Raw genomic sequence first — 12,610 nt, 5'->3', positions numbered from 1 at the left:
ATAAATAAAGCTGTGCGGGCATTGCATCAGCCTAAAGTAAATCATCAAATAAATGTTTGCACGGCTTTGTGGTATAGCAATTGCATTGCAGCAATTAAACAATCATAAAATATGACCATATCTACTATAAAAAAATCGGCCATGCCGGTGTTCCTATCGTTACTTTTTGTGCTTGCCCTAACCTTTCAAAGCTGTAAGAAAAAAAGCCGCTCTGATCTGGGTGCAGCGCTTTTCAAAAAAACGCAAAACAAGGTATTTAAAGATGCCACCCCCGAGGGCCTGGCAGAAGTTTTTAAACAGGTTTTGGAAACCAACAAAGGCAAAATGGACAACCCTAAACTAATCACAGCATTTTATGAGAAAAACGATTACGACCCCGTATTTGTGATGGACCATATTTTTAACGGTGATGTAGATATCACAGCCAATTACTTTGAAAAGGCCAGTCAGCATGGTTTAGACCCTAAAATGTTTAAGGCCGACCGAATCAAACAATTGGTTGCCAAATTTAAAGATAAAAAGGGCATTAAAACCATTAATGAAGCTTACCACGATATTGCCGAATTAGAGATATCAATGGCAAACTCGCTTATCACCTATTCAAGCGCATTACAGTTTGGAATGATCAGCCCGCGGAAGATCTATTCACGCTACTTTACCGCCACAAAACGCGCCGATAGCATCTCGATGATGCAGGCTTTGAACACTGCAAACCTTAAAACTTACCTGGATAGCATCCAGCCAAAAGACCCGCAATACCTGATGCTTCAAAAAGCTTTAATAGCAGGTGGCACCGCACAAGGCATGACCAAAGAGGAAACTACCCGATATTTGGTAGTAAACATGGAACGCCTGCGTTGGAAAAACAAGCCAAGCCAGGCTAAATATATCATTGTTAACATTCCCGATTATCGTTTGGATGTAATGGATAATGGTGCATCTATCCTGAATATGAAAGTAGTTGTTGGCGAAGGCCGTAATACCGACAATACCAACACTTTGGTTGAGTATAATGACAGTGATAAAATAGATCGCCCGTTTAGCCGTGAAACGCCGCAATTGAACAGCATGATCCACAGTGTACAGGTTAACCCGGTTTGGAATATCCCGCAAAGCATCGCTAGTAAAGAGATAATGATGGAAGCCGCGCAAGATCCTTATTATCTGTCTAATAAAGGCATCGATGTATATGAAAATGGCAAAAAGGTTGAAGACCCTGAAACCATCAAATGGGGAAGTGTTTCCAAAGATAAATACGAGTTTAAACAACGCCCAAGTGATGATAACTCCTTAGGTAAAATTAAATTCCTGTTTAATAACAATAGCAGCGTTTATTTGCATGATACCCCTGCAAAAAGCGGCTTTGTCAAAACTATGCGTGCCCTAAGCCACGGATGTGTTCGCCTTGGCGACCCAAAGGCTTTAGCTAAAGCGATATTTGGAGAAGGCGCTACCTACGAAAAGATTGCTAAAGCGATGAGCGAGGATAACCCCGAGCCTACAACCATTAGCGTACCTAAGAAAATGCCGGTATATATTACTTATGTTACCTGCTGGGCAGATAGCACACACACATTACAATACCGCCCGGATGTTTACGGTTTAGATATTGTATTGTATGGCCACCTGCAAAAATTTTTAGCTAATACAGGTCAAATCGCTGCGTTGTAGTGATTGAAAATCATAGGTTAAAAATAGTTACTTCATCGATAAAATCAATTTCAATTTTTGAAATTATCTTTATCGATGAATCATAATAAATCGGTGAAATCCGTGTAATAGAGGAGCCCGTCGCATTGCTGCTGACGGGCTTTTTTATAGTTGGTTAGTTTGTTTAAAATTTGTCTGTAGTAACCGCAGCTGTTGTATCTGGCGTAATAGCATTAGCAGGGGCTGTATCATCTAATAATTTAGATGTATAGTTGCTATCATTACCGTTAATAAACAGCATAGAGCCGCCTTTAATGGCATTGATAACCTGATCGGATACCTCGGGAGATACCGCAGGGCAACCAAAACTACGGCCCAAACGGCCAATTTGGTTGATGGTATTCTGGCATACATAATCGGCAGCGTGTATAACAATACCACGTGCACGTGCCGCACTGTTTATGCCCGCATCCAAACCATCCAGCTTTAATGAACGGCCGTGTTTACCCATGTAAACCTCGCTTGCCAAATAAAAACCAAGGCTGCTTTGGTGCGAATCGTTATTATTGGAGAAATGACTTGCCCTATCATCACCGCTACCCTGCCCGTGGGCAACCCATGTGTTTAACAATACCGATTTGTTCAATACGTCGATAATCCACATACGTTTCTCGCGGCTCGATTTATTAAAATCGACAACTGTAATAATATTGCTGTTTGGGGCTAATTTATTAGCCAGTTTAAGGTTTAAATAACCGGTAATTGCTTTTTGGAATACGGCAACATCCATACCTGATTGCTGCAGGTTAGCTGTTGCGTAAATATTAGCCACATACTGTGCAAAGTATTCTTTAGCACCGAATGTTTTAGCCGAAATTTCATTTTTCTTGATCGCGCTTGTCGGTTTCCAACTTATAACCGTAATAGAAAATAACAATAAAGTGCCAATGATCCACCACAAGTGTTTCCTCATAAATATTGGTTTAATCGTTTAGTTAGTTTGGTACAACACACCTAATGATATACTATTAGTTGATATTGTTAAAACAAATATACGAAAAAATACCAAAAATATTGTCATGGTAATCTAATAATCCACTTTAAAGAAATATTGATACTTTAAAGTTAAGTAAAACTACTTTGCAGAAATAAAATTAAAGTCGGATATTCTATTTATTCCAGGTGATCTTTTCTTCTATCGCTGTCTTCCTTTTACCTTCTGGCTGTGCGTCTGTATAGCCCATAAACAAAACACCAAGTACGCTATCCTCAGCACCTAAACCAAAATGCTCGGCATAAGCAGGTTTTAAAACCATACCACCAGTGCTCCAGAAAGCGCCGATATTTAACGCTGTTGCACCTAATAAAAGGTTTTGAACGGCACATGATGCAGCTATCACTTCTTCAAACTGGGGGATCTTTGGCAGATCGCCGCGTTTTTGGTAAGCTACAATAACATGCGATGTATTGTTAGCCTGATTTTGAAAGTTGGTATAAACAGTTGGATTAAAGCTTTCGCCGGAGTTGGCGGCTTTGTACAGCTCGGCATGTTGCTCGCAGTAAACTTTAGGGTCTTCAAATACGATGAAGCGCCAAGGCTCGGTATTGCCGTGGTTAGGCGCCCAGTCGGCAAGTTCAAGTATTGAAGCTATGTGGCCATTCGGGATCTTGTTACCGTTCATGGTAGACGGTTTGATGGTACGGCGAGCCTTAATAATATCTGCTATTGCTGAAAATGTAGTATCCATAGTTGTAATATATAACAGCCTGTTTTAGGCATAAGCAAAAATAGAGAAATAACTTACATGAATAAATATTTTAAGAGGGATATTATTTACCTTTCAAAACGATTAGTTCGCACCAAAAAGTCAGGAAATAAATGAGTAACTGGATAAAAAATTATAGCGGGATGATATGGCTGATAACCGGTATTATAGCAGGTAGCATAGCCGGTATTGTACTTGGTGAACGGGCCGAGGTACTAAAACCAATTGGCGATATATTCCTGAACCTGCTATTTGTTGCCGTGATACCTTTGGTGTTTTTTGCTATTTCTTCGGCCATTGCCAATTTACATGGCTCGCAAAAGCTGGGGCGAATTATGGGTGTGATGTCGGGTGTGTTTTTGGGCACACTGATCATGGCTGCACTCCTCACTATTTTTGCTTTGTGGCTTTTCCCGATAGGGCAAACATCATTTACGGCAGTGGGTGTAACGCCTGCAGCAATAGGCAAGAACCTATCAGGCGATCAGATAACCCAGTTGTTTACCACCAGCGAATTTTTCAACCTGTTATCGCGTAAGAACATGCTGGCAATGATCATATTTGCCATTCTGGTTGGTTTTGGTGCACGCGGCGCGGCAGAAAAAGGACAAGCATTTGTACAATTTTTAAACGCGGGTAACGAGGTATTTAAGCAAGTATTCGGCATCATCATGAAAGCCGGCCCTATAGGCCTGGGCGCCTATTTTGCTTACCAGGTAGCTGTATTTGGGCCATCGCTATTTGGCACTTACGCCCATGTTTTGGGCATAGGTTATGGCGTAAGCTTATTTTACTATGCTGTATTCTACAGCCTCTACGCGTTTATTGCAGGTGGTGTAAAGGGTATTAAACGATACTGGGAAAACAACATCATCCCCTCCGCTATGGCGGTGGGTACCTGCAGTAGTATTGCCACCATACCTGCCAATTTAGACGCTGCCAAAAAAATGGGGATTACAGATGCTATTGCCGGGATAACCATTCCGCTGTTAGGCACTTTGCATAAAGATGGTTCCAGCATTTCCTCTATACTGAAAATGTCTGTTGTGTTTGCCATGTTTGGCCGAAGCTTTGACAGTGCCGAAGTGATCGTACTGGCGCTGGGCATGACGGTTTTGGTAAGTATTGTTGAAGGCGGCATCCCCAACGGTGGCTACATCGGCGAACTGCTCTTTATCTCGGCCTACGGCTTCCCGCCCGAAGCCCTGCCGCCTGCCATTATCATCGGCACATTGATTGACCCGGTAGCCACGCTTTTGAACGCCACAGGCGATACAGCTGCCGCGATGTTGATTAATAGGTTTGCCGGAGAGAAACAGGTTGTGTATAAAGCGAATTAATTTATGCGGCCTGGGTTATATCGTGTTTAGCATTCAATCGCCCTCTAAACAAAATTATAACCGCCCAATACGCCCCTTCAATAATTAATGTTAGTTCACGCTCATAATTGAAGGCTTCATTAACATAGTCCCGATGACTATCGGTCATATATATGACTATAGTTTCAAATAGCCACCCTATATTTATACAGATAGCGACTAATAAAAGAACGGCAATACTTTTTCCAAGTCTTTTAATAAATAATAATAGTGGAACTATGAATCCGCATGTAAGCATAAACCAGTACGAATACTTATAGAGGCCGGTTGCCCTATCGATAAAAAGTTTGTAGCCTACATCGCCTTGAAGTAACGTCAATAAAAAGAACAGGATTGATAAAACAGAAAATGCTATCAGTATCCATTTAATGATAGTGATAACATTTTCAAAATTGTATTTCTTTTTAAAAATCGCTCTTAAAACAATTACAACAAGAATAGTAATAATCAAAGGCCTAATTAAATGCGCTGTGATGAGCGTGATAATAGTCCCCACAATATCCACCTCTTAAAATATCGCAGGATACTTACCCGGGTTAGCTTCATTCATCATTTTGTAAACAGTTTCTATCACATCATCATGTGATGGTTTGCTAAAGTAGTCGCCATCTGAGCCATATGGTGGCCTGTGTTCGGCGCCGCAAAGGGTTTTGGGTTGCGAATCGAGCGAATAGTAGCCGTTTTGCGCCTCGATAACTTTTTGCAGGATGAATGCAGAACCACCACCAGGCAGGTCTTCATCAACCACCAAAAGCTTATTTGTTTTCTGTAGCGATTTACCACAAAGGTTTTCAGTATCGAATGGATAAAGTGTTTGCGGATCTATCACTTCTATATTGATCCCCATTTTGCTAAGCTCCTCGGCAGCCTCCATTACGATGCGCAGGGTAGAGCCGTAGGTAATTACGGTAACGTCTGTACCTTCTTTCAAAATCTCGGCCTTGCCTAACGGCACGGTAAACTCGCCAACGTTGGCAGGTAATTTTTCTTTTAAGCGGTAACCGTTAAGGCATTCAATAACCAGTGCAGGTTCATCGCCACGCAGCAGGGTGTTGTACATGCCGGCAGCCTGGGTCATATCGCGCGGAACGCAGATGTGCATACCACGCAACGCATTCAGTATAAAACCAAGCGGCGACCCCGAGTGCCAGATACCCTCTAAACGGTGGCCACGTGTACGCACAATAAGTGGTGCGCGTTGCCCTCCACGGGTACGGTAGCTTAAACTTGCCAGATCATCACTTAAAACGGTGATGGAATACAGCAGGTAATCCAGATACTGGATCTCCGCAATTGGGCGTAAGCCACGCATGGCTAAGCCCATTCCCTGTCCAATAATAGTCGCTTCGCGGATACCGGTATCGGTAATGCGCAGGTCGGTATATTTGGTTTGTAAACCGGCAAATCCCTGATTAACATCGCCTATGGCACCAACATCTTCACCGAAAGCAACAATAGATTTATCGCGTTCGAAGTTAGCATCAAAGCAGGCGTTCAAAACTTCGCGTCCATCCATTACTTTGGCATCGTCATCATAAGTCGGTGCAATAACAGGCACGTACAATGGCGATTTTGGGGTATCGGTAAATAGTTTTGAGTTAAAGCGTTCGGTATTTTTACCTTTTTCGGCAACCAAATAGTTTACCAGATTTTGGCGGGCATCGCTGTTTTCTTTAACCGTTAAGCGTAATACTTTACGGATGCAGGCAATAGTATCGCGGCGGCCCGGGTCAACACAAGTTTGCAGGCCCGACATTAATCCCATCAACACATCGCGTTGCGGAGATTGCTGCGCGATCTTGTCTATCAGGTCAACAGCCTCTGCCATTTCCGCTTTTATCTCATTCTCTAACTCGCTCCATGCCTCGCGCTGGCAGTTACGAACGTGTTTTTTAGCTTCTGCTTCAATCTCGTCTATCTTCTCGGCAGTGCCAATCGCCGTTTCTATCATCCATTTACGCATTTGCAGCAGAGAATCATGTTCTTCTTCCCAAGCCAGGCGGTCTTTAGACTTGTAACGTTCATGGCTGCCCGATGTTGAGTGGCCTTGCGGCTGGGTCATCTCCACTACGTGGATCAATACCGGCACATGCTCTTCGCGGCAAATTTTGATGGCGCGTTCGTAAGTTTCGCAAAGGGCGACGTAATCCCATCCGCGTACTTTAAATATCTCGTACCCGTTGCCTTTGGCATCCCTTTGGAAACCCTTAAGCACTTCGGATATATCTTCTTTTGTAGTTTGCAGCTTTGCCGGTACAGATATGGCGTAGGCATCATCCCAAACAGAAATAGCCATGGGCACCTGTAAAACACCTGCAGCATTAAACGTCTCAAAAAATAAACCTTCGGACGTTGAACCGTTGCCTATAGTGCCAAAAGCAACCTCGTTACCATTTACCGAAAAGTTCTTCAGGTACTCCAGTTCTTTATTTTGGCGGTATAGTTTTGAGGCATAAGCCAAACCAAGCAAACGCGGCATATGGCCGCCGGTGGTAGATATATCCGCGGCACAGTTCATGGTTTCGGCCTGGTTTGTCCAGTTACCGTCTGCATCAACATAGCGTGTAGCGTAGTGGCAATTCATTTGCCTTCCGGCAGATGCAGGATCTTTCTCAATATCGGGGTTGGCGTATAGCTGAGCAAAAAACTCCTTTAGGTTGCTCATACCGGTGGCAAACATAAAAGTTTGGTCGCGGTAGTATCCCGCGCGCCAGTCGCCCTTTTTAAAAGCTTTTGCCATAGCCAGCTGCGCGACTTCTTTGCCGTCGCCAAAAATACCAAACTTGGCCTTACCTGTTAGAACCTCGCGCCTGCCAATAATACTAGCCTGGCGGCTCTCGAAACCAACGCGGTAATCATCAATTACAATTTTTCTAAAATCGTCAAAACTGAGTTCGGCAGCATTTTCGGTGTTGCCTGTGTTCAATACAGTTTCGGGCATATAAAATTTTGTTTAGGCGGTAAAATTAGGAAATTCTATTTTGTTATTTGTATCGGTTAATGTAAAACATATTGTTTTTGCAATAGTTTTGTATTTAGGTTAAACCTTTTATATTTGTAATAATCAAACAGGTAACCATGAAAAAAATATTACTGATATGCGCGGTGGTTTTAGGCTTTGCCTTTAATGCATCTGCCCAAACCGACACAAAAGCCGAGTTTAAATTCAACGAAGAGAAACACGATTTTGGTAAAATTGCACAAGGAACCCCGGTAACCACTGTTTTTGAATTTACTAACGTTGGTAAAGAGCCCCTTATTTTAACAGAGGTAAAACCTACCTGCGGTTGTACCATTGCCGATTACACCAAAACACCTGTGTTAGCAGGCGCAAAAGGCTCGATCAAAATTACTTACAACGCAGCTGTAGCTTCGGCATTTAACAAAACCATTGTGGTAACATCAAACGCTAAAACTCCAACAAAATATTTAAATATTGTGGGTGAAGTAGTTGCAAAAGCACCGGTTAGCAGCAAATAAGAAGGCAGCCCCACTCAACCCCCCCGCGGAAGAGAGGGCTAAAAAAAAATTAAGGCACCAATAAATGGGTGCCTTTTTTATGACCTCAACCCGACTCATCTCCGAGAGAGAGGGGCTTAAAGAAAATTTTTAATTCTCCCCTCCCGGGGAAGATACGGAGGGGGCTTTTTTTTACTAATTTTGCCCCATGCCAAAAATATCTGAAAAAGGGCAGCGCATGCCCGCCTCTCCTATTCGAAAATTAACGCCCTTTGCCGATAAAGCTAAGCTTGAAGGTAAAAAAGTATATCACTTAAACATAGGCCAGCCGGATATTGAGACCCCGGAAGGTATGCTAAACGCGATCAAAAACATCGATTTTAAGGTGTGGGCGTACACGCCATCTGAAGGCACTTTAAGCTATCGCAAAAAACTAACCGAATACTATAACAAACTGGGCTACAATATTACGCCCGACAATATTATTGTTACCACCGGCGGATCTGAAGCCATTACTATTGGTATGATGGCCTGCCTTGACCCGGGCGACGAGGTAATTATTCCCGAACCATTTTACGCCAACTATAATGGTTTTGCAAACCAGAGTGATATTGTGGTAAAACCAATTTTATCATACATCAATAACGGTTTCGCGTTGCCGCCGATCAGCGATTTTGAGAAATTGATAACAGATAAAACCAAGGCGATCATCATTTGCAATCCCAATAACCCAACCGGCTATTTATACTCGCTGGAAGAACTAGACGCTTTGAAAAAACTTGCCCTGAAATATGACCTGTACCTGTTTAGTGACGAAGCATACCGCGAGTTTTGCTATGATGGCCGCAAGTTTATATCGCCCATGCACCTGGGCGGTTTGGATGAAAATGTGATTGTAATGGATACGGTAAGTAAGCGTTATAGCGCATGCGGCGCCCGTTTAGGTTGTTTGATCACTAAAAACAAAGCTGTATTGGCAGCGGGATTAAAATTCGCCCAGGCACGCTTGTCAGCAGGTATGGTTGAGCAAATTGCCGGGGAAGCCGCCGTTGACACCCCCGACGAATACTTTACCGCCGTAAATAAAGAATACACTAAACGACGCGATACGCTGGTTACCGCTCTTAATAAAATTGAAGGTGTGTACTGCCCCAATCCGGGCGGCGCGTTTTACGTGGTAGCAAAATTCCCGATAGATAACTCGGATAAGTTTTGCCAGTGGATGCTGGAAAGCTTTAGCCACAACAACCAAACGGTAATGATGGCACCTGCAACCGGCTTTTACAGCACAAAAGGCGCAGGGTTAAACGAAGTACGCATGGCTTACGTACTTAATAACGACGACCTGAACAAAGCCATGGAATGTTTAGCCGAAAGCTTAAAGCAATACCCTGGACGAATTTAGTTGGCAGTAAACAGTTGCAGTAGGCATAACAACTAATTATATATAAACGCTAAGCGAAATTTTATGCTGCTTAGCGTTTTGCTTTCATATCAATTATATTGCATTAATTAACTCAAACCTAACTTGAAATTCAGCGACAGCATAACGCAAAGCGGCACCCAAAACATCAGTTGGATAAACAACCTGCGGCTGATAGCCATGTTTGCGGTGATTGTACTGCATACCGCCTCGCCGCTGCTTTTTAAGTATGCTGATAGTCCGCTAAATTGGTGGATGGCAGCCGATATTTATAATGCCGCAGTCCGTTTTGCGGTGCCGGTTTTTGTGATGATAACGGGTGCGCTACTGCTCCATCGCAAATATGAACTGACGGATTTTCTGAAGAAGCGTATTAGCAGGCTCATTATCCCCTTCCTTTTCTGGAGCCTCATCTACATTGCCTACCGCTGGAATAACGAGGAGTTTTACTTCACCAAAGATGCATGGACAAACATCCGAATGGTTTTACATAACCTTAAATTGGGCAGCTACTACCATCTTTGGTATGTATATTTATTGTTTAGCTTGTACTTGTTCATCCCAATCCTAAGCAGTTTTGTGCGCAACGCTACAGAAAAAGAAATCCTGTATTTCCTGGCGATCTGGTTTATTACCATGCTCATCAATAAACCGTACTTTACCAGGTTTGATACCGCTATTGACCTGCATAATTTTGCAGGCTATATTGGCTACCTGGTACTGGGGCATTATCTGGCCTACAAACAATTTTGCATCCGCGGATTGCTGTTTATTACCGTGGTTTTGTTTGTGGCTTTTACGGCTATAATCGCCACGGGCACTTATTATCTTGAAGTTGAGGGTAAGGGCTTAAGCACTTTATTTTACGAACCTATCGGCCCGTTTGTACTGGTGCTATCTGCCAGTGCGTTCCTCATCGCAAAGCATACGGTTGTAAAACTTAACCCAACAGTTAACAAAGTGATGAATAATGCCAGTAAATATACCCTTGGCATTTACTTAAGCCATGCATTAGTACTCAATGGTTTTGAGCTGATGGATGTTCACTATACTATTCTTAATCCTGCTCTTAGCATCCCGCTTATAGCTTTGGTCTGCTTCGCGATAGCATGGCTTTTAATTTATATTTTAAGCAAACTACCTTTAATAAAATACGTTGTGGGATAAGTGTTTTTTGGTTGGCGGCCGGCAGCAAACAATATTTAAATGTGAACTGCAAGCTGCCTACTGCCAACAAAATACTGTATATTTGTGCTCTGCAAACTGTTACAGCAGGCTCAAAAAAAATGGGGTCGACCGGAATTGACAGGATGGAGATAACTAAGTAAGCATGTAGCGCGTTGTGTGAATTAGCGCTTAAAACTGAACGCTCAAACTTACAAATGGCGAAAATAACTACGCCTTAGCTGCCTAATTTAGAATTAGCATAGCTTTTGTCCCGCCGGTTTTCTGTTCTGTTGGATCGGCAACCGGGGCATCGAAAAACGGAAATAGCCTGCTTTAAGGTGTGGAAAGCAAGCGAAACAAAACACCTAAGGATTAAGGTACAGGTAAGCGGTTAACCTTCCATAGTCCCAACAATTAAATAACAGCTAAACATGTAGAAAGCTTTACTTATACCATGTTTGGACGAGGGTTCGAATCCCTCCGGCTCCACTTAATTCGGTATCAAAACCAAAGAAATGCCTGCAAATCAAAGGATTGCAGGCATTTCTTTTATAGTCAAATATTACTATTTACCCATCTTTTCGCATTTGCAAGGTGAGTAATTCGGTGAGTTGACTTTCTGAAAACCTTACTCACCAAAACGGCTTATCATTTAAATTATCAACCTGTTCAATAAATGAACATCTTGTATACAGCAGATTGCAAGCTTAATTTTGTTTCACTTTTAATGCTAAAACATTATGAAAACTAATTTCAGTTTGCTTTTCTATTTGAAAAAGCCAGAAAATTACGAAAATAGCCGTGTTCCAATCTATTTACGTTTAACCATAAACGGATAACGAGCCGAAACTACATCCGGGCGTGAATGTGAACCATCATTATGGAACAGCATTGCAGAACGATTTAAAGGTACTAAAGAAGAAATTAAATCTTTGAATGCTTATTTGTACAACCTGCAATCACAGGTTTGTGAAGCGCACCGTCAATTGACCGAAGTAAAAAGCAGTATTACTGCTGAAACTTTTAGGAATAAATTATTGGGTAAAGCGAAAAAACAAGAATGCTTATTGACATATTTAAGGAACACAATAAGAAAGTTGCCACATTAGTTGGTAAAGAATATGCCGCAGGTACGTCGATTCGCTATCAAACCTCACTAAAACACAACCAAGAATATTTGCAGTGGCAATACAAAGCGTCGGATATAGATACTAAAAAAATAGGCCATGATTTTATTACCAACTACGAGTTTTATCGCCGTTAAGAACGCAATTATGCTAATAACTCTGCTTTTAAATACATAAAGAACTTTAAAAAAATCGTTGGCATTTGCTTATCAAGCGGGTGGGCAGACAATGGTGTGCGAATTTAACAAAACTAAAAAAACCTAACATACAGCGGTAATTGTACTACAGCTAATTCAATTTGCAAACTTGGAAAAGCGACCTTAATTATAAAAATCCCTTATTAAATATTTAATTCATTTACTTGGTCAAACTAAACATATACGCATAATTTTAATTTCTGCAAACGGGGATGTCCAAGAAATAGCCACAAATGCAAATGCTGACGATTTCATTTGTAAACCTTTCGATATGGATGAGCTTTTATAAAAAGTTGAAAAATATTGTAATCTGTAGACAGTCTAATTTAATAGAAATCGTAATTGATTCTGACGCCTTTATTATAAATTAAAACACTTCGATATTTATAAGCTTTTACAAAAGGTAGCATTACCATAATAATTATGGTACATCTAACTAAAA

General features: G+C 41.8%; 11 protein-coding genes and 1 other RNA gene. 8 read left to right on the top strand and 4 right to left on the bottom strand.

Going from position 1 to position 12,610, the window contains the following annotated elements:
* Nucleotides 1-111: 111 nt before the first annotated feature.
* Nucleotides 112-1,671, top strand: a complete 1,560-nt coding sequence (locus tag NAF17_RS12945; RefSeq protein WP_252758410.1) for a L,D-transpeptidase family protein — start codon at nucleotides 112-114, stop codon at nucleotides 1,669-1,671.
* A 163-nt stretch (nucleotides 1,672-1,834) separates the two neighbouring features.
* Here the strand turns inward: NAF17_RS12945 and NAF17_RS12940 are convergent, their stop codons facing one another.
* The gene (locus tag NAF17_RS12940) at nucleotides 1,835-2,623 is read right to left on the bottom strand and encodes a murein L,D-transpeptidase catalytic domain family protein (RefSeq protein WP_252758409.1); all 789 of its coding nucleotides are present in this window, start codon (nucleotides 2,621-2,623) and stop codon (nucleotides 1,835-1,837) included.
* Between the two features lie 196 nt (nucleotides 2,624-2,819).
* Nucleotides 2,820-3,398, bottom strand: a complete 579-nt coding sequence (locus NAF17_RS12935) for a nitroreductase family protein (protein WP_252758408.1) — start codon at nucleotides 3,396-3,398, stop codon at nucleotides 2,820-2,822.
* 131 nt (nucleotides 3,399-3,529) lie between these two features.
* Here NAF17_RS12935 and NAF17_RS12930 point away from each other — a divergent pair, with 131 nt between their 5' ends.
* Nucleotides 3,530-4,756: a dicarboxylate/amino acid:cation symporter gene (locus tag NAF17_RS12930; protein ID WP_252758407.1), complete on the top strand. Its 1,227-nt coding sequence runs from the start codon at nucleotides 3,530-3,532 to the stop codon at nucleotides 4,754-4,756.
* Nucleotide 4,757: 1 nt separating this feature from the next.
* On the opposite strand, the gene NAF17_RS12925 is transcribed toward NAF17_RS12930, so the two are convergent.
* Nucleotides 4,758-5,291 carry a hypothetical protein gene (locus NAF17_RS12925; RefSeq protein WP_252758406.1) on the bottom strand — a complete coding sequence of 178 codons (534 nt, stop codon included), beginning with the start codon at nucleotides 5,289-5,291 and terminating at the stop codon, nucleotides 4,758-4,760.
* Nucleotides 5,292-5,303: 12 nt separating this feature from the next.
* Nucleotides 5,304-7,736, bottom strand: a complete 2,433-nt coding sequence (locus NAF17_RS12920) for an alpha-ketoacid dehydrogenase subunit alpha/beta (RefSeq protein ID WP_252758405.1) — start codon at nucleotides 7,734-7,736, stop codon at nucleotides 5,304-5,306.
* Between the two features lie 137 nt (nucleotides 7,737-7,873).
* On the opposite strand from NAF17_RS12920, the gene NAF17_RS12915 reads away from it, so the two are divergent.
* From NAF17_RS12915 to NAF17_RS12895, 6 genes are all read left to right on the top strand, one after another.
* The gene (locus tag NAF17_RS12915; protein ID WP_252758404.1) at nucleotides 7,874-8,275 is read left to right on the top strand and encodes a DUF1573 domain-containing protein; all 402 of its coding nucleotides are present in this window, start codon (nucleotides 7,874-7,876) and stop codon (nucleotides 8,273-8,275) included.
* 187 nt (nucleotides 8,276-8,462) lie between these two features.
* Nucleotides 8,463-9,659: a pyridoxal phosphate-dependent aminotransferase gene (locus tag NAF17_RS12910; protein WP_252758403.1), complete on the top strand. Its 1,197-nt coding sequence runs from the start codon at nucleotides 8,463-8,465 to the stop codon at nucleotides 9,657-9,659.
* 123 nt (nucleotides 9,660-9,782) lie between these two features.
* On the top strand, nucleotides 9,783-10,844 hold the full coding sequence (locus NAF17_RS12905; protein ID WP_252758402.1) for an acyltransferase: 1,062 nt from the start codon (nucleotides 9,783-9,785) through the stop codon (nucleotides 10,842-10,844).
* Nucleotides 10,845-10,965: 121 nt separating this feature from the next.
* Nucleotides 10,966-11,336: a transfer-messenger RNA gene (gene ssrA, locus NAF17_RS12900) on the top strand.
* Nucleotides 11,337-11,734: 398 nt separating this feature from the next.
* Complete coding sequence (locus NAF17_RS18405) at nucleotides 11,735-11,953, top strand: hypothetical protein (RefSeq protein ID WP_502212830.1); 219 nt, start codon at nucleotides 11,735-11,737, stop codon at nucleotides 11,951-11,953.
* Nucleotides 11,905-12,108 carry a phage integrase SAM-like domain-containing protein gene (locus NAF17_RS12895; RefSeq protein WP_252758401.1) on the top strand — a complete coding sequence of 68 codons (204 nt, stop codon included), beginning with the start codon at nucleotides 11,905-11,907 and terminating at the stop codon, nucleotides 12,106-12,108. Before NAF17_RS18405 ends, NAF17_RS12895 begins: the two co-directional genes overlap by 49 nt.
* Nucleotides 12,109-12,610 lie beyond the last annotated feature (502 nt).

This window comes from Mucilaginibacter aurantiaciroseus, assembly GCF_024055595.1.
GTDB lineage: Bacteria > Bacteroidota > Bacteroidia > Sphingobacteriales > Sphingobacteriaceae > Mucilaginibacter > Mucilaginibacter aurantiaciroseus.
The sequence above is the reverse complement of the archived record's forward strand: the minus strand, read 5'-3'. Positions and strand labels throughout refer to the sequence as shown.